The organism is Brachybacterium sp. UNK5269, from assembly GCF_049266655.1.
Classification (GTDB): domain Bacteria; phylum Actinomycetota; class Actinomycetes; order Actinomycetales; family Dermabacteraceae; genus Brachybacterium.
On sequence record NZ_CP184883.1, the window covers coordinates 2,476,255 to 2,494,058 of the forward strand.

Sequence of the window (17,804 nt, forward strand, 5' to 3'; positions counted from 1 at the left end):
GCGCATGCCCGAGACCTCCTCCCTCGCGTCCCGCGCGTCCGCCCGCGCGGCCACCGCCCTGGACCGACTGGCCGACGACTACGTCGAGCTCAGCGCCCGCCTGGACCCCTTCCTGGCCACCGAGCTGGGGATCGCCGGGCACGAGGGGGAGGTCACCGACTTCTCCCCCGCCGCGGTCGCCGAGCGCACCGACGCCGCCCGCACGCTGCTGGCGCGGATCGCCGAGGTGCCCGCCCAGGACGCCGTCGACACCGTCACCCGCGCCGCCCTCACCGAGCGGCTCGGCCTCGAGGTCGAGCGCGCCGAGCAGCGGCTCGACATCGCCGCCGTCAACAACCTCGCCTCCCCGCTGCAGTCCCGCGACGTGCTGGACCTGATGTCCGCCGAGACCGCCGAGGACTGGGAGGTCATCGCCCAGCGGATGGCCGCCCTGCCGCGCTCGCTGTCCAGCTGGGTGGAGTCGCTGCGGGAGGCCGCCGACCACGGGGTGCTCTCGGCCCGTCGGCAGCTGCTGCTGGGCGCCGAGCAGGCGCGCGGCTACGCCGCCGCGGACGGCTTCTTCGCGACCTTCGCGGAGGGCGCCGTGGGCGGGGACGGCCAGCGCGAGCACGTCGCCGCGGCCGCCCGCACCGCCGCCCGCGGCTACCTCGACCTGGCCGACGCGCTCGAGGCGCTCGCCCCGCGCGCCCCCGAGGTCGACGCCGTCGGCCGGGACGCCTACCTCTCCGCGAGCCGCACCTTCCTGGGCACCGGGATCGACATCGACGAGACCTACGCCTGGGGCGTGGCGGAGCTGCGCTCCGTCGTCGCCGAGCAGGAGGAGGTCGCCCGGCGCCTCAACGACTCCTACGGCAACGGCGGCGGCAGCTCGGTCCGCGCCGCGAAGGCGTCCCTGTCCGGCGACCCGGCCACGGTGCTGCACGGCACCGAGGCGCTGCGCAGCTGGATGCAGGACCTCAGCGACCGCGCGATCGCGGAGCTCGCCGGCACCCACTTCGACATCCCCGAGCCGCTGCGCCGCCTCGAGTGCCGGATCGCGCAGACCGGCTCGGGCGGCATCTACTACACCGGCCCCAGCGAGGACCTGACCCGGCCCGGCCGGATGTGGTGGGACGTGCCCGCGGCCACCACCGAGTTCCACACCTGGCTGGAGACCACCACCGTCTACCACGAGGGCGTCCCCGGTCACCATCTGCAGGTCGGCACCCAGACCCTGCAGGCGAGCACCCTGAACCGCTGGCGGGCGATGATGTGCTGGGTCTCCGGCCACGGCGAGGGCTGGGCCCTGTACGCCGAGCGGCTGATTGACCAGCTCGGGTACCTCACCGACGACGGCGCCCGGCTCGGGATGCTCGACGCCCAGCGCATGCGCGCCGGCCGGGTGGTGCTCGACATCGGCCTGCACTGCGAGCTGCCGATGCCCGAGCACCTGGCCGGCTCCGCGGGCGGAGCGTGGAGCTACCAGCGCGCCTGGGACTTCATGAGCGAGCACTGGGGCGTGACCGAGGCCGAGCAGCGCTTCGAGCTGCACCGCTACCTGGGCTGGCCCGGCCAGGCGCCGTCCTACAAGATCGGCCAGCGGGTCTGGGAGCAGCTGCGCAGCCGCAGCACCGAGCCCGCGAAGGACTTCCACCGCCGCGCCCTGGAGCTCGGCAGCCTGCCCCTGTCCGTCCTCGAGGAGGCCCTGCGATGACCACCCCCCACCCCGCCGTCGACCCCGAGCACGACCCGCTGCTGCTGCTCGCCTCCGCCTCCCCGGGGCGTCGCCGCACGCTGAGCGCGGCCGGCATCGAGCACTCGGCCCTGCCCGTGGACCTCGACGAGGAGGCCCTCCTGGCCGCCGCCCGTGAGCGCGCCGCCGCCTCGGGTGACGCCGCGGACGCGCTGACCCCGGCCGAGGAGGTGCTGCTGCCGGCGCGGGAGAAGGCGCAGACGGCCACCGCCCGCAGCGACGGCGGCTACGTGGTGCTGGGCTGCGACTCCATGCTCGAGCTGGACGGCGAGGTGATCGGCAAGCCCCACACCCCCGAGCGGGCCCGCAGCCGCTGGCAGGCGATGCGCGGCCGCACCGGGGTGCTCCACTCCGGGCACTGGCTGGTCGACGACCGCGACCCGGAGGACGGCGGCACCGGCGCCACCTTCGGCGCGACCGCGAGCTGCCTGGTCACCTTCGCCGAGCTCTCTGACCCGGAGATCGACGCCTACGTCGCCACCGGCGAGCCGCTCGGCGTCGCCGGCGGCTTCACCATCGACGGCCTGGCCGGCCCCTTCATCGAGCGCCTCGAGGGGGACCCGCATGCCGTCGTCGGCCTCTCCCTGCCGCTGCTGCGGAGGATGCTCGCGGAGATCGGCATCAGCGTCCACGAGCTGTGGGCCGAGTCCGCGGCGGGCCCTGCCCAGTCCTGAGCACGCCCGGTACTACACTCGATCTCTGCTGACTCCCCCGGAAGGACACTCCCGCCCATGGCCCCCCGCTCCGCCAAGCCCCGCCCCCTGTCCACGGTGCTGATCGCCAACCGTGGAGAGATCGCGGTGCGCGTCGCACGGGCCTGCCGGGACGCGGGCCTGCGCTCCGTCGCCGTGTACGCCGATCCCGACCGGGACGCCCTGCACACGCAGATCGCCGACGAGGCCTACGCCCTCGGCGGCACCACCGCCGCCAGCTCCTACCTGGTCGTCGACAAGATCCTGGACATCGCGCACCGCTCCGGGGCGGACGCGGTCCATCCCGGCTACGGCTTCCTCTCCGAGCGCGCCGACTTCGCCCAGGCCGTGATCGACGCCGGCCTGACCTGGATCGGTCCGCCGCCGGCGGCGATCGAGAAGCTCGGCGACAAGGTCTCGGCCCGCCACATCGCCCAGAAGGCCGGCGCGCCCCTGGTCGCCGGCACCAAGGACCCCGTCAAGAACTCCGACGACGTGGTCGACTTCGCGCGCGCCAACGGCCTGCCGATCGCGATCAAGGCGGCCTTCGGCGGCGGCGGGCGCGGGCTGAAGGTCGCCCGCGAGGAGTCCGAGGTGCGCGAGCTGTTCGACTCCGCGGTGCGCGAGGCGATCGCCGCCTTCGGCCGCGGCGAGTGCTTCGTCGAGCGCTACCTCGACGCCCCCCGCCACGTCGAGACGCAGTGCCTGGCCGATGCGCACGGCAACGTGCAGGTCGTCTCCACCCGCGACTGCTCACTGCAGCGCCGCCACCAGAAGCTGGTCGAGGAGGCGCCCGCGCCCTTCCTCACCGATCAGCAGAACGCCCAGCTGGTCTCCTCCTCCAAGGCGATCCTGCGGGAGGCCGGCTACGTCGGCGCCGGCACCTGCGAGTTCCTGGTGGGCCGCGACGGCACCATCTCCTTCCTCGAGGTCAACACCCGCCTGCAGGTCGAGCACCCGGTGACCGAGGAGGTCGCGGGCGTGGACCTGGTGCGCGAGCAGCTGCGGATCGCCGCCGGCGAGCGGATCAGCAACGAGGACCCGCTGGTGCGCGGCCACTCCTTCGAGTTCCGCATCAACGGCGAGGACCCCGGCCGCGGCTTCATGCCGGCCCCCGGCCGCATCCAGCGCTACGACGTCCCCTCCGGTCCCGGCGTGCGGATCGAGTCCGGGGTGCGGGCGGGCGACGAGGTCTCCGGCGCCTTCGACTCCATGCTGGCCAAGCTCGTCGTCACCGGCGCGACCCGGCAGGAGGCGCTCGAGCGCTCCCGCCGCGCGCTCGCGGAGTTCCACATCGAGGGCATCCCCACCGTGCTGCCCTTCCACCGCCGGGTGGTCTCCGACCAGGCCTTCGCCCCTGCCGATCCCGCGACGCCCTTCTCCGTCCACACCCGCTGGATCGAGACGGAGTTCGACAACGACCTGCCCGCCGCCCCGCTGCCCGCGCAGCCCGAGGAGGGCGAGGACCGCGAGGCCGTGGTGGTCGAGGTCGACGGCCGGCGGATCGAGATCAGCCTGCCGGCGTCCCTGCGCGCCCCGCAGGCCGCGGTGCGCCAGCGCCGCAAGCGCGCCCATCGCGCGGTCGGCGAGGCCGCCGTCGGCGGCGGCACCTCGGTGGCCGCGCCCATGCAGGGCACGATCGTGAAGGTCGTCGCCGAGGAGGGCCAGACCGTCTCCGACGGCGACCTGCTGGTGGTGCTCGAGGCGATGAAGATGGAGCAGCCCATCACCGCGCACCGCTCGGGCGTCGTCACCGGGCTGAACGCCGAGGTCGGCGCCACGGTCTCCGCCGGCGCCGTGCTCTGCAGCATCGCGGACTGACCCCGCTCAGTGCGCGCCGGGGTCCTCGCCGCGCAGCGCCCACCGCCGCGCCACCTCGGTGAAGGAGCCCGTCAGCGAGGGGTAGATGGTGGCGGTGCCGGCGAGCTCCTCGGCCGTCAGCCGGTGGGCGACGGCGAGCGTGTAGGGCAGGATCAGCTCGCTGGCCCGGGGCGCCACCACCACCGCCCCGATCACGGTGTGGGAGCCGGGCCGCACGATGAGCTTCACGAAGCCCTCCGTGAGCCCCTGCATCTTCGCGCGCGCGTTGGTCTCCAGTCCCAGCATCAGCACCTCCCCGGCGGTCTCCCCCCGCCGGACGTCCTGCTCGCCGACGCCCACCACCGCGATCTCGGGGCTGGTGAAGATCGCGGAGGAGACCTGGGCGGTGATCAGCGGGGAGACCGCCTCGCCGAGGGCGTGGTGCATCGCGATGCGTCCCTGCATCGCCGCGACCGAGGCCAGCGGGTACACCCCGGTGCAGTCCCCGGCGGCGTACACGCCCCGCACCGAGGTGCGCGAGACCCGGTCGGTCTCGATGTGGCCGCTCTCCCGCACCCGCACCCCGGCCTGCTCGAGGCCGAGGTCGGCGGTGCGCGGGATGCCGCCGAGCGCCATCAGCGCATGGCTGCCGGCGATCTCCGAGCCGTCGGTGAGGGTGACCACCACCCCCTCGGCGGTGCGGCGCGCGGAGGCGGCGCGGGAGCGGGAGCGGACCGTGACGCCGCGCCGGGCGAAGGCCTCCTCGAGCACCCCGGCGGCGTCGGCGTCGGTGCCCGGCAGCACCGTCTCGCGGGAGGAGACCAGGGTGACCTCGCTGCCCAGGGCCCGGTAGGCGCTGGCGAACTCGGCGCCGGTCACGCCCGAGCCCACCACGACGAGGTGCTCGGGCAGGTGGTCGAGCTCGTAGAGCTGGGTCCAGTTCAGGATCCGCTCGCCGTCGCTGGGCGCGGAGTCCAGCTCGCGCGGGCGGGCGCCGACGGACAGCAGCACGACGTCGGCCTCGAGGGTTCCGCGCACCGCGCCGCTCGCCTCGAGCACCTCGACCCGGTCGGGGGCGGCGAGACGGCCGCGGGCATCGATCACCTGCACCCCGGCCTCGACCAGGGAGCGGCGGATGTCGGCCGACTGCGCGGCCGCCAGCTCCCGGACCCGCGCGTTGACCGCGGCGAGGTCGACATTCAGGGTGTGCGCCGTCGGGGCGGCGCCGGTGTCGGCGTCCCGGATCCCCAGCTGCTGGGAGCCGGAGACCTGGTCGAGCACGTCGGCCGTGGCGATCAGGGTCTTCGAGGGCACCACATCGGTGAGCACGGCCGCGCCGCCGATGCCCCGCTCCTCGACCAGGACCGTCTCGGCGCCGTGCCGGACCGCGGTCAGGGCGGCCTCGTAGCCCCCGGGGCCGCCGCCCAGGATCACCACCCGGGAGCGGTCACCGGTGCGGAGGACGCGGCGGGGGTCCGAGGGCAGGGCGGTGCTGGGATCGCTCACCGCTCCATTGTGGCAAAGCCCGGACCGGCAGGGGCCGGATCGGGTCTCCCGGCACGGCCGCCTGCGCTACGTTCTGTCCATGACTGATTCCGCCCCTGACCCGTACCTGCTCGCCCGTGACGCCGCCGCGGCGATCGCCGAGGCCAGCGGCACCGCCTCCCACGACCTGGCACTGGTGCTGGGCTCGGGATGGGCGGGCGCCGCGGACCTGCTCGGCGAGACGGTCTGGCAGGCCGACGCCACCACCATCCCCGGCTTCCGCCCCCCGTCGGTGGCCGGTCATGTGGGCACCCTGCGCTCGGTGCGCGTCGAGGGCAGCGGCGCCCGCGCCCTGGTGCTCGGCGCCCGCACCCACTTCTACGAGGGCGCCGGCGTGGACGCCGTCGTGCACGGCGTGCGCACCGCCGCCGCCGCGGGGGCGCGCACCCTGGTGCTGACCAACGGCTGCGGCGGCATCGACCCCTCCTGGGCCCCCGGCACCCCGGTGCTGATCTCCGACCAGATCAACTTCACCGGCGCCACCCCGCTGGTCGGCGCCAACTTCGTGGACCTCACCGACCTCTACACCCCCGCCCTGCGGGACATCGCCCGCGAGATCGATCCCGGCCTCGACGAGGGCGTCTACATGCAGTTCCAGGGGCCGACCTACGAGACCCCCGCCGAGGTGCGGATGGCCCGGACCATGGGCGCGACGCTGGTCGGCATGTCGACCGCGCTGGAGGCGATCGCGGCGCGCGAGGCCGGCCTGGACGTGCTGGGCATCTCCCTGGTCACGAACCTCGCCGCCGGCATCAGCGCCCAGGCCCTGAGCCATCAGGAGGTGCTCGAGGCCGGCCGCGACGCCGGCCCCCGCATCTCCGATCTGCTGGCCCGCACCGTCCGCCGCATCACCGGCGGCGACGCCGCGGCGCCGCTCACGGAGCCGACGCGATGAGCGCCCACCCCGAGCGCCCGGCAGTCCTGGACGCCGCGCTGCGCTCCCGCGTCCAGACCTGGATCGCGGACGACCCCGACCCCGCCACCCGCTCCGCGCTGACCAGCCTGCTCGAACAGGCCGGGGCCGGGGCGCCCGTCGCGATCGCCGAGCTGGAGGACGCCTTCGGCGCGGATCTGCAGTTCGGCACCGCGGGCCTGCGCGGGCGGATGGGACCGGGGCCGAACCGCATGAACCTCACCGTGGTCTCCCGCGCCGCCCGGGGTCTCGCCGACCACCTGCTCGGCGACCTCGGGCTCGAGCAGCCGCTGGTGCTGATCGGGTACGACGCCCGCCGCAACTCCGAGGACTTCGCCGTGCGCTCCGCGGCGATCCTGACGGCGGCCGGCTGCCGCGTGCAGCTGCTCGAGCGCTGCGGCCCCACCCCGCTGGTCGCCTTCGGGGTGCGCCACCTCGGGGCCGACGCCGGCATCGTGGTCACCGCCTCCCACAACCCGCCGGCGGACAACGGCTACAAGGTCTACCTCGGCGGCCGCGCCGAGCAGGCCGACGGCCGCGGCGTGCAGATCGTCCCGCCCTCGGACGGGCGGATCGCCGCCCGCATCGCCGCCGTCGGCCCCACCGGCGCGATCCCCGTCGCCGAGAGCGGCTGGGAGCTGCTGGGCGAGCAGCTGCGCGAGCACTACCTGCAGGCGATCTGCGCGCTGCCGGACCCCGACGGTCCCCGCGAGGTGCGGATCGTGCACACCGCCCTGCACGGCGTCGGCACGGAGACCGCGCTGGCGGCGCTGCACCGCACCGGCTTCGTGGACGTGCACACGGTCCCGGAGCAGGCCGACCCCGATCCGGACTTCCCCACCGTCGCCTTCCCGAACCCCGAGGAGCCCGGGGCGATCGACCTCGCGCTGGCGCGGGCCCGCGTCCTCGAGGCCGACGTGGTGATCGCCAACGACCCCGACGCCGACCGCTGCGCCGCCGCGGTGCTGGATCCGCACCGGGGCGTCTGGCGGATGCTGAGCGGCGACGAGCTGGGGGTGCTGCTGGGCGACCACCTGCTGCGACGGCACGGCTACCAGGGCGTCCTGGCCCGGTCCATCGTCTCCAGCCGCTGGCTGGGCAGGATCGCCGCCGCGGCCGGGCAGGAGTCCGCGACCACCCTGACCGGGTTCAAGTGGATCTCCCGCGCCCCGGGCATCGTCTTCGGCTACGAGGAGGCGATCGGGTACTGCGTGCTGCCCGAGGTGGTGCGCGACAAGGACGGCCTGTCGGCGGCCCTGATGGTGGCGGAGATGGCGGCGCTGGCGCGGGCGGAGGGCACCACGCTGGTGGACCGGCTCGACGAGCTCGCCGCGGAGCACGGCCTGTTCTCGACCGCGCAGCTGTCGCTCCGGGTGGCGGGCCTCGCGGAGATCCCCACCATGATGGAGCACCTGCGCGGCGCTCCCCCGACCCAGCTGCTCGGCGCCGACGTCACCAGCACCCTCGACCTCTCGCAGGGGTCCGTGCCGACCACCGGGCTGCCGCCGACCGAGGGCCTGCTGCTGCTCTCCCGGGACGACACCCGGGTGGTGGTGCGCCCCTCGGGCACCGAGCCGAAGCTCAAGTGCTACCTCGAGGTGGTCGACGACGTCCCTGCCGGAATCTCCCCGGAGCAGCGGCGGATGATCCGCCACCGCGCCGGCGAGCGCCTCGAGGCGCTGAAGGACGAGCTGCTGGTGGCGCTGGGTCAGGCCTGACGGCCCGGCCGGCGCCGGTCCCCGGCAGCCCTCAGTAGCCCGAGCCGGTCCCGCCCTCGAGGATCGCCGCCGAGGAGGACAGGCCCAGCCGGCTCGCACCGGCGGCCACCATCGCCTCGGCGGCCTCCCGGGTGCGGATCCCGCCCGAGGCCTTGACCCCGAGCCGGTCGCCGACGGTGCGGCGCATCAGCTGCACGGCGTGCTCGGTGGCCCCGCCGGCGGGGTGGAAGCCGGTGGAGGTCTTGACGAAGTCCGCGCCGGCCCGCTCGGCGGCCTCGCAGACGGCGACGATCTGCTCATCGGTCAGGGCCGCGGACTCGATGATCACCTTCAGCACCGCCGGCTGCGGCGCGGCCTCGCGCACGGCGCGGATCTCGTCCTCGACGGCGGCGAACTCGCCGGCGCGGGCGAGGCCGACGTTGATCACCATGTCCACCTCGTCGGCGCCCTTGGCGAGGGAGTCGGCGGCCTCGGCGGCCTTGATCGCGGCGGCGTGCTGCCCGGAGGGGAACCCGCAGACGGTCGCGACCTTGACGGTGGTCCGAACCGGCAGCATGGACGGCGAGACGCACACGGAGTAGGTGCCCAGCTGCTCGGCCTCCCGCAGCAGCGCGGTGACGTCGGCGGGGGTGGCCTCGGGCTTCAGGAGGGTGTGGTCGATGAGGGCGGCGAGCTGCGTGCGATCGGTGTTCGTCATGGGCTGATCTTGGCAGACCGGCGCCGTCCCCCGCATCCGGCGCGGGCGATGAGCAGTTCGCCTCACTCCGGCTCGGCGCCGCCCCGGGGCCGGGGGCCGGGTCGCGCCAGCGCCTAGACTCGACCGCCGTGACAGCTCCCGGCTCCCGTCCCCGCCCGCCCCGGCGCGTCGTCCTGCTCACCGGGCCCTCGGGCAGCGGCAAGGGCGAGATGTCGCGCCGCTCGGGTCTGCCGGTCGTGGGCCTGGACGACTTCTACCGGGACCATGACGACCCCGGGCTCCCCCATCGCTTCGGCATCGTGAACTGGGACGACCCGGCCTCCTGGGACGCCGGCGCCGCCCTCGAGGCGATCACCGCCCTCGCCCACGACGGCACCGCCGAGGTCCCCGTCTACTCGATCCCGGCATCGCGCCGCACCGGCACCGGCCGCCTCGACGCCGGGGACGCCCCGCTCATCATCGCCGAGGGGATCTTCGCGGCCGAGCTGATCGCGCCGCTCGCCGCCGCCGGCCTCCTGGCCGATGCGATCGTCCTGCGCCGGCCGGTGGCCGTGGTGTTCCTCCTGCGCCTGGTCCGGGACCTGCGGGAGCACCGCAAACCGCCGGTCACGCTGCTGCGGCGCGGCTGGGCGCTGGCCCGCGAGCAGCGCGCCGCCACCGAGCGCTGGATCCGCGACGGTCTGCGCCCGGAGGGGCTGCACGCCGGGACCCGCCGGCTGCGCCGGCTGACGGCCCTGGCGGCCGCGGAGTCCCATCAGCGGCATCCGGGCAGGGAGCCCGAGGTGCTGCGGATCACCGCGGTGTGCTTCCTGCGCGAGGGTCCGCGCGGCACCCAGGTGCTCGCGGTGCGCAAGCGCGGCACCGGCTCGTACATGCAGGTGGGCGGCAAGCTCGAGGGCGGCGAGTCCGCGCTCGAGGCGGCGGTCCGGGAGGTCGACGAGGAGCTCGGCGTGCGCCTGGACCCGGACGCGCTCGCGCTGCTCGGCGACTTCGAGGCGGCGGCCGCGAACGAGCCCGACACCCTCGTGCGCTCCACGGTGTTCGTCACCCGCGCTCCCCTGCCGGACCCGCTGACCGTGCGCGCCGAGCTCGCCGACCACCGCTGGTTCGACGTCGCCGACCCGGGCCGCGGGACCCGCCTGGCGCCGCTGATGACCGACCACGTGCTGCCGGCGCTGCGGGCGCTCTGAGGGGCGCCGCCCGGAGCGAGAGGGCGGGGGCGCTCCCGCGGGAACGCCCCCGCGCGCACCCGGTCAGGCGATGCGGTCCAGCACGATCCGGCGCTCGGGCACCGAGGTGCCGGGCGCGCTCAGCGTCCAGGCCCCGTCGATCGCCGCGACGGCGCGGGCCATCCGCTCCGGGGTGTCGGTGTGCAGGCGCGCCAGGACGTCCCCGGCCCTGACCGGGTCCCCCAGGTGCGCGGCGATCTCGACCCCGGCGGCGGCCTGGACGGCCTCCCCGGGACGGGAGCGGCCCGCGCCGAGCCGCCAGGCGGCGACCCCGACGCCCATCGCATCCAGCCCGGTGACGACCCCGTCGGCGCGCGCCCGGAACTCCTCGACGTGCCGGGCCACGGGCAGCGGCGCGTCGACGTCCCCGCCCTGGGCGGAGATCATCGCGCGCCAGGCGTCCATGGCGCGGCCGTCGGCCAGCGCGGCCTCCACGTCGGCGTCCGGCACCCCCGCGGCGGCGAGCATCTCGCGGGCCAGCGCGCAGGTCAGCTCCACCACGTCGGCCGGGCCGCCGCCGGCGAGCACCTCGAGGGACTCCCGCACCTCCAGGGCGTTGCCGGCGGTGCGCCCGAGCGGGGCGGACATGTCCGTCAGCAGCGCGACGGTGCGCACCCCGGCGTCGGTGCCGAGCTCGACCATGGTGCGGGCCAGCTCGCGGGCGTCGGCCTCCTCGCGCATGAAGGCGCCGGCGCCGGTCTTGACGTCCAGGGTGAGGGCGGCCGTGCCCTCGGCGATCTTCTTGGACATGATCGAGGAGGCGATCAGCGGGATCGCCTCGACGGTGCCGGTGACGTCGCGCAGGGCGTAGAGCTTCTTGTCGGCCGGCGCGAGGCCCGAGCCGGCGGCGCAGATCACCGCGCCCACCTCCTCGAGCTGCCTCATCAGCTGTTCGTTGCTGAGCTCGGCGCGCCAGCCGGGGATCGCCTCGAGCTTGTCGAGGGTGCCGCCGGTGTGGCCGAGGCCGCGCCCGGACAGCTGCGGCACGGCGACGCCGAAGGAGGCGACCAGCGGGGCCAGCGGGAGGGTGATCTTGTCGCCCACCCCACCGGTGGAGTGCTTGTCGGTGGTGGGCTTGGACAGCGCGCCGAAGTCCATCCGCTCGCCGCTGGCGATCATCGCCCCGGTCCAGCGGGCGATCTCGCGCCGCTCCATGCCGCGCAGGAAGATGGCCATGGCCAGGGCCGCCATCTGCTGCTCGGCGACCACGCCGCGGGTGTAGGCGTCGATGACCCAGTCGATCTGGCCGTCCTCGAGGGCGCCGCCGTCGCGCTTGGTGCGGATGACGTCGACGACGTCGTAGGGCTCGACGGCTGCGCGGCCGGGAGCGGTCTCAGCGGTCTCGGTCATGGTCTCGCATCTCCTCGATGTCGTCGGCCCCGAAGGCCTGGGGCAGGATCGCGTGCATGCCCAGCACCCCACGGGGGGTCAGGACCTGCAGCTCGGCGGCGGCGTGCTCGGACAGCAGCTGGCGGCAGCGGCCGCAGGGCATGATCACCTGGCCCGCGCCGTTGACGCAGGCGAAGGCCACCAGTCGTCCGCCGCCGCCGGCGATCAGCTCGCTGATCAGACCGCACTCGGCGCACAGCGCGACCCCGTAGGCGGCGTTCTCGACGTTGCAGCCGGAGACCGTCCGGCCGTCGTCGACCAGCGCCGCCGCTCCCACCGCGTAGCCGGAGTAGGGCGCGTAGGCGCGGGCGGCGAGCTGCCACGCGACCTCCAGCAGGTGGGCGAAGGGCTCCTCGGCGGCGCCGGGGGGCTCAGCAGGGGCGGTCATGGTGCTCCTCGTGGTGCGGGGCGGTGACGGCGTCACTGCTTGACATAGGGCTGGCCGTCGGCCGCGGGCACCCGCACCCTGCCCACCACGCCCGCCACCGCGAACAGCGCGACGATGTACGGGAGCATGAGCAGGAAGTCACCGGGGATCGAGACGCCGCCCTCGGCGGCGGACATGGTGCCCAGGCGCAGCTGCAGGGAGTCGGCGAAGGCGAAGGTCAATGCCGCCAGCAGCGCGCCGACGGGGTGGTAGCGGCCCAGGATCATCGCCGCCAGGGCGATGTATCCGCGGCCGGCGGACATCTCCTCGCCGAAGGCGACGCCGGTGCCGATGGTCAGGGTCGCCCCGCCGAGGCCCGCGACCGCGGCGCCCAGCAGCACGTTGCTCCAGCGGGTGCGGTTCACGGCGATGCCGACGGTGTCGGCGGCTCGCGGGTGCTCCCCGACGGCGCGGACGCGCAGGCCCCAGCGGGTGCGGAACAGCGCCACGGTGAGGCCGGCGACGATGATCCACATCAGGTAGACCAGCACGTTCTGCTCGAACAGCATGCGGCCGATGACGGGGATGTCCGCCAGCAGCGGGATCCGCAGCGTGGGCAGGCGCAGCGGCGCGTTGAACACGCCGGGGTTCTGGCGCATGACCGTGCCGAAGAAGAACGAGGTCAGACCGATCGCGAAGACGTTCAGGACCACGCCGACGATGATCTGCTGGACCTGGTAGCCCACCGCGAACAGCGCCAGCATCGCCCCCATGAACAGCGCGACCAGCGGGGCGGCGAGCAGTCCCAGCCACACGCTGCCGGTCATGGAGCCGACCAGGGTGGCGCCGAAGGCGCCGAACAGCAGCTGCCCCTCGATGGCGATGTTGATGACGCCGGCGCGCTCGGAGAGCACGCCGGAGAGGGCGCCGAAGGCCAGCGGCACCGCGAGCACGATGGTGCCCTGCAGCAGGGTGGTCACGTCCAGGGCGCGCTGGGAGATCACCCAGGTCATGAACGCCAGGATCCAGGCCACGGCGAACAGGACGATCAGCGGGATCCGCACCCGGGCGGGAGGCCGCGCGCTGCGGGCATGGAGCACCCACAGTCCCGCCGCGGCGAGCAGCGCCACGACGGACAGGCCGATCGCGCCGCCCCGCGAGGGCAGCACGACCCGCTCGGGGACGATGCCGAAGGGGTTCAGGTCGCTCTCGCGCGCCAGGACGAAGGCGGAGTCGACGCCCGGGATGCCGCGCAGGCCGAAGAACACCAGCGCCAGCAGGCCCATCACGGTCAGGGTCGCCGGCAGGTGCCACCAGCTGCGGGGGCGGGTGTCGTCGAGCCTCTTCTCGACGGCGGTGTCGTCGGTGACGACCACGGGTGCGGCGCTCATCGCTGCTCCTCCTGCGCGTCGGTGGGGGCGGTGGTGCCGTCGCTCGACGGTGGCGGCGCCGGGGCCGGATCGGGGCGGGTCCCGTTCTCAGGGTCGCTGATCGGCGAGCGGTCGGTGCCGGGGGCGGACGCGGCCGGGGCTCCGGCGGTGGCCCCGGCCGGGGCGGCCTGGGGGGCGCGGCGGGCGCGGCGCAGGCGCGCCGCACCGCCGGGGTGGTCGACGCGGCGCAGACCCACCAGGGTGCGCACCAGCGGCGGGGCGGCGATGAACAGCACCACCAGCACCTGGATCACCTGGACGAGGTCCAGCGGCACCCCCTGGTTGGACTCCATGAAGCGGCCGCCGGTGGACAGGCCCGCGAAGAGCAATCCGGCCAGCACGATGCCGACCGGGCCGGAGCGGCCCAGCAGGGCGACGGTGATCGCGTCGAAGCCGATGTTGCCGGCCACCCCCTCGGTCAGGCGCCGTTCGGTGCCCAGCACGTGCACGGCGCCGGCCAGGCCCACCAGGGCGCCGGCGACGGCGAGCACCAGGAAGGCGGTGCGGGACGGGGAGATGCCGGCGACCTGCGCGGCGCGCGGGTTCGAGCCGACCGCGCGGAAGTGGAAGCCGATGGTGGAGCGGCTCATCAGCCACCACAGCAGCACGGCGGCGCCGGCGGCGATGAGCAGGCCCGCGTGGAGGCGGAACCCCTCGCCCAGCAGCAGCGGCAGGGTGGCGTTCTCGCGGATCGAGGGCGAGGTGGGCTGGGACTGGTTGGCGCCGGTGAACGCCGCCGTCTTCAGCGCGAAGAACAGCAGGTAGGTCGCGATCCAGTTCAGCATGATGGTGCTGATGACCTCGTTGGCGCCGAAGCGGGCCTTGAGGAAGCCGGCGATGCCGCCCCACAGGGCCCCGGCCAGGACGCCGCCCAGCAGGCAGGCCAGCAGGTGCAGCACGAGGGGCAGGTCGAAGGTGAAGCCGAGGTAGCCGGCCGCCATCGCGCCGACGATCAGCTGGCCGGTGCCGCCGATGTTGAACAGGCCGGCGCGGAAGCTGACGGCCATGCCGGCGGCGGCGATGATCAGCGGGGTGGCGACGGTGAGGGTCTCGGTCAGGGGGCGCAGACCGGCGGCGAGCGCCGGCAGCAGCACGTAGGTGCCGGAGCCGCCCGCCTCGCGGACGCCCTCGGCGGCCCGGGAGAAGCCGACGCCGTCGAAGATCGCGCCGCGGAACATCGCGCCGTAGGCCTGGGTGACCGACTGCCAGATGGCGGTCAGCGCATCGCTGGGCCGGTCGACGAAGTAGCCGAGGGTCGCGCGGACCTCCTCGTTCGCGATGACGATCAGCACCGAGCCGATCAGGAAGGCGAACACGAAGCTCATCACCACCACCAGCAGGTCGCTGCGGGCGATCGACTGCAGCGTCCTGGCCAGGGCGGTCTCGGCGGCGGTCTCGGGCGGCGGCGGGGTGTCGCTGCTGCCCGCGCCGACGCCGGGGGCGGAGGCGGTGGACCCGGTGTCGGCCGCGACGGCGCTCATACGATCTCTCCTTCGTCGGCGAGCTGGGAGTCCGCGGTGCGGGCACCCGCCCTCACGGCGTCACGGGCGGCGTCCACGGTATAGCCGGCCATCATCAGGCCCAGCACGTCGCGGTCCTCGTCCCCGGGCACGATCCCGAGGATCCTGCCGCGGTACATGACGGCGATGCGGTCGGCGAGCTCGGTGACCTCGTCGAGCTCGGTGGAGACGATGATGACGGGGGTGCCCTTGTCGCGCTCGTCGAGGATCCGCCGGTGCAGGAACTCGATGGAGCCGACGTCGACGCCGCGGGTGGGCTGGCTGGCCAGCAGCAGGGCGAGCTCGCGGTGGAGCGCCCGGGCCATGACCACCTTCTGCTGGTTGCCGCCGGACAAGGTGGATACTGCCGACGCCGGCGATTCCGTGCGGATGTCGAACTCGGGGATCAGCCGCTCGGCGTTCTCGCGCAAGACCTTCGGGGACATGGCCAGCGCATTGCCGAAGGGCGGGCGGTCGTGCCGGTCCAGCACCAGGTTCTCGGCGACGGAGAAGTCGGCCACCAGGGCGTCGTGGGTGCGGTCCTCGGGGACGAAGCCGATCCCGGCGTCGAGGATCTGCTTGGTGCTGCGACCGACCAGCTCGCGGCCCTCGAGGGTGGCGGAGCCGTGGACGGTGGGCTGCAGTCCCAGCAGCGCCTCGGTGAGCTCGGTCTGGCCGTTGCCCTGCACGCCGGCGATGGCCAGCACCTCGCCGTGGCGGACGTCGAAGGTCACCCCGTCCAGGGTGCGGATCCCGGCGGCGTCGGTGACCCGCAGGTCCCTGACCGCCAGGGCGATCTCGCCGGGGGCGGCCGGTGCCTTGTCCTGGGCCAGGGACACCTGGCGGCCCACCATCAGGGAGGCGAGCTCCGCCTGGTCGGCCGAGGGGTCGGCCTGGGCCACGACCCGGCCGCGACGGATCACGGTGATGCGGTCGGAGACGGCCTTGACCTCGCGCAGCTTGTGCGTGATGAACACGATCGAGGTGCCCTCGTCGCGCAGCTGACGCATGATCTCCATCAGCTCGTCGGTCTCGTGCGGGGTGAGCACGGCGGTGGGCTCGTCCAGCACCAGCACCTCGGCGCGGCGGCTGAGGGCCTTGATGATCTCGACGCGCTGCTGGGCGCCGACGGGGAGGTCCTCGACCAGCGCGTCGGGGTCCAGGTCGAAGCCGAAGCGGGCGGAGATCTCCCGCACCAGCGCCCGCGCGGCGCCCAGGTCCAGCAGACCGCCCCGGGTGGGCTCCCGGCCCAGCACCATGTTCTCGGCGACGGTGAAGACCGGCACCAGCATGAAGTGCTGGTGGACCATCCCGATCCCCGCGGCCATCGCATCGCCGGGGTCGGCGAAGGAGACCGGTCGGCCGTCGATCACGATCTGCCCGCCGTCGGGCCGGTACAGCCCGTACAGCACGTTCATCAGGGTCGACTTGCCGGCGCCGTTCTCGCCCAGCAGCGAGTGGATCTCGCCGGGCTCGACGACGAGGTCGATGGCGTCGTTGGCCACGAAGCTCCCGAAGGTCTTCGTGATCCCGCGCAGTTCGAGCTTCACAGCACTCGCTTCCGTCGGTGCCGACACGCGCGTCGGCCGGATGGTTCTGAGACCCGAGCGCGGTCCCCGCCCTCACGGGCGGGGACCGCGCGCAGGTCAGCGGCTCACACCCCGGCGGGCGAGGCCTCGGACTCGACGACCACGGAGCCGTCGATGATCTCCTGCTGGAGCGCCTCCAGCTCCTCGCTGAGCTCGGCGGGGACATCGTCCTCGAAGTCGTGGAAGGGGGCCAGGCCCACGCCGCCGTTCTCGAGGGTGCCGACGTACGGGGTGCCGTCGAACTCGCCGCCGGCGGCGCCGGTGATGACGTCCTCGACGCCCACGGACATCTCCTTCATCACGGAGGTGAGGATGACCGACTGCGCCTCGGGGTCGGAGGCGTTGGTCTCGTAGCCGTCGGCGTCGACCCAGATCACGGTGCGGTCCTCGCCCTCCTTGGCGGAGGCCAGGGTGCCCGCCCCGACCGGACCGGCCACCGGCATCACGATGTCCGCGCCGGCGTTGTAGAACTCGTCGGAGACGGCCTTGCCCTTGGACTGGTCCTCGAAGGTGCCCACGATGGAGCCCTCCTGGGTCTGCTTGTTCCAGCCCAGCACCTCGACCGCGGTGCCGTGGGTCTCGTTGTAGTGCGCGACGCCGTCGACGTAGCCGTCCATGAAGATGGTGACGGTGGGGATGTTGACGCCGCCGTAGGTGGCGACCTTGCCGGTCTCGGTCATCCCGGCGGCGAGGTAGCCGGCCAGGAAGGCGGCCTGGGCGGTGTCGAACTCGAGGGGCTTGACGTTCTCGAGCTCGATCGGGTTGCCGTCGGCGTCCTGCGGACCGGAGTCGACGATCGCGAAGTCGGTGTCGGGGTTGGCCTGGGCCGCCGCGCCGGTGGCCGGCGCGAGCAGGAAGCCGACGGTGATGATGAGGTCGCAGCCCTCGGTGACCATGTTGTTGATGTTCGGGGCGAAGTCCGAGTCGGTGGTGGACTCGGCGGTGTTGTGCTCGATGCCGAGCTTCTCCACCGCGGTCATCAGCCCGTTGTAGCTGGACTCGTTGAACGACTTGTCGTCCCAGCCGCCCGCGTCCGAGACCATGCAGGCCTTGTAGTCGGCGCCACCGGCATCGCTGCCGCCGGAGCCGCCGCCGCTGCTCTCCTCGGGGGCGGTGCCGCAGGCGGCGAGGGTCAGGGCGCCGGCGCCGGCCAGGGCGAGCGCACGCGTGATGCTCTTCATGATGTTCCTCCGGTGGACTCGGG

Annotated in this window: 14 protein-coding genes; 6 read left to right on the plus strand and 8 right to left on the minus strand. The window is 74.3% G+C overall.

Going from position 1 to position 17,804, the window contains the following annotated elements:
* The first annotated feature begins 4 nt into the window (after positions 1 to 4).
* From ACOJUI_RS11605 to ACOJUI_RS11615, 3 genes are read left to right on the plus strand one after another with little or no spacing between them, the layout of a single operon-like run.
* Entirely contained in the window at positions 5 to 1,693 is a 1,689-nt protein-coding gene (locus ACOJUI_RS11605) for a DUF885 domain-containing protein (protein WP_422115116.1), read from the plus strand.
* The gene (locus ACOJUI_RS11610; RefSeq protein ID WP_422115117.1) at positions 1,690 to 2,406 is read left to right on the plus strand and encodes a Maf family protein; all 717 of its coding nucleotides are present in this window, start codon (positions 1,690 to 1,692) and stop codon (positions 2,404 to 2,406) included. The genes ACOJUI_RS11605 and ACOJUI_RS11610 overlap by 4 nt, the downstream gene beginning before the upstream one ends.
* A gap of 57 nt (positions 2,407 to 2,463) precedes the next feature.
* Positions 2,464 to 4,245: an acetyl/propionyl/methylcrotonyl-CoA carboxylase subunit alpha gene (locus ACOJUI_RS11615; RefSeq protein ID WP_422115118.1), complete on the plus strand. Its 1,782-nt coding sequence runs from the start codon at positions 2,464 to 2,466 to the stop codon at positions 4,243 to 4,245.
* Positions 4,246 to 4,251: 6 nt separating this feature from the next.
* Here the strand turns inward: ACOJUI_RS11615 and ACOJUI_RS11620 are convergent, their stop codons facing one another.
* Entirely contained in the window at positions 4,252 to 5,730 is a 1,479-nt protein-coding gene (locus tag ACOJUI_RS11620) for an NAD(P)H-quinone dehydrogenase (RefSeq protein ID WP_422115119.1), read from the minus strand.
* A 79-nt stretch (positions 5,731 to 5,809) separates the two neighbouring features.
* Here ACOJUI_RS11620 and ACOJUI_RS11625 point away from each other — a divergent pair, with 79 nt between their 5' ends.
* Entirely contained in the window at positions 5,810 to 6,664 is an 855-nt protein-coding gene (locus ACOJUI_RS11625) for a purine-nucleoside phosphorylase (RefSeq protein ID WP_422115120.1), read from the plus strand.
* A complete protein-coding gene (locus tag ACOJUI_RS11630; protein ID WP_422115121.1) occupies positions 6,661 to 8,400 on the plus strand; it encodes a phospho-sugar mutase in 1,740 nt (579 codons plus the stop codon). The genes ACOJUI_RS11625 and ACOJUI_RS11630 overlap by 4 nt, the downstream gene beginning before the upstream one ends.
* A gap of 31 nt (positions 8,401 to 8,431) precedes the next feature.
* On the opposite strand, the gene deoC is transcribed toward ACOJUI_RS11630, so the two are convergent.
* Positions 8,432 to 9,097: a deoxyribose-phosphate aldolase gene (gene deoC / locus ACOJUI_RS11635; RefSeq protein WP_422115122.1), complete on the minus strand. Its 666-nt coding sequence runs from the start codon at positions 9,095 to 9,097 to the stop codon at positions 8,432 to 8,434.
* Positions 9,098 to 9,225: 128 nt separating this feature from the next.
* Here deoC and ACOJUI_RS11640 point away from each other — a divergent pair, with 128 nt between their 5' ends.
* Positions 9,226 to 10,287 carry an NUDIX domain-containing protein gene (locus ACOJUI_RS11640; RefSeq protein ID WP_422115123.1) on the plus strand — a complete coding sequence of 354 codons (1,062 nt, stop codon included), beginning with the start codon at positions 9,226 to 9,228 and terminating at the stop codon, positions 10,285 to 10,287.
* 63 nt (positions 10,288 to 10,350) lie between these two features.
* Here ACOJUI_RS11640 and ACOJUI_RS11645 read toward each other — a convergent pair whose 3' ends face one another.
* The 6 genes from ACOJUI_RS11645 to ACOJUI_RS11670 all read right to left on the minus strand — a co-directional run bounded on the left by ACOJUI_RS11645 (position 10,351) and on the right by ACOJUI_RS11670 (position 17,781).
* Positions 10,351 to 11,676: a thymidine phosphorylase gene (locus tag ACOJUI_RS11645; RefSeq protein ID WP_422115124.1), complete on the minus strand. Its 1,326-nt coding sequence runs from the start codon at positions 11,674 to 11,676 to the stop codon at positions 10,351 to 10,353.
* The gene (locus ACOJUI_RS11650; protein WP_422115125.1) at positions 11,660 to 12,103 is read right to left on the minus strand and encodes a cytidine deaminase; all 444 of its coding nucleotides are present in this window, start codon (positions 12,101 to 12,103) and stop codon (positions 11,660 to 11,662) included. Before ACOJUI_RS11650 ends, ACOJUI_RS11645 begins: the two co-directional genes overlap by 17 nt.
* A gap of 32 nt (positions 12,104 to 12,135) precedes the next feature.
* Positions 12,136 to 13,473, minus strand: a complete 1,338-nt coding sequence (locus ACOJUI_RS11655) for an ABC transporter permease (protein WP_422115126.1) — start codon at positions 13,471 to 13,473, stop codon at positions 12,136 to 12,138.
* Entirely contained in the window at positions 13,470 to 14,993 is a 1,524-nt protein-coding gene (locus tag ACOJUI_RS11660) for an ABC transporter permease (RefSeq protein ID WP_422115127.1), read from the minus strand. The genes ACOJUI_RS11655 and ACOJUI_RS11660 overlap by 4 nt, the downstream gene beginning before the upstream one ends.
* Entirely contained in the window at positions 14,990 to 16,561 is a 1,572-nt protein-coding gene (locus ACOJUI_RS11665; protein WP_422115128.1) for an ABC transporter ATP-binding protein, read from the minus strand. Before ACOJUI_RS11665 ends, ACOJUI_RS11660 begins: the two co-directional genes overlap by 4 nt.
* A gap of 104 nt (positions 16,562 to 16,665) precedes the next feature.
* The gene (locus ACOJUI_RS11670) at positions 16,666 to 17,781 is read right to left on the minus strand and encodes a BMP family lipoprotein (protein WP_422115129.1); all 1,116 of its coding nucleotides are present in this window, start codon (positions 17,779 to 17,781) and stop codon (positions 16,666 to 16,668) included.
* Positions 17,782 to 17,804 lie beyond the last annotated feature (23 nt).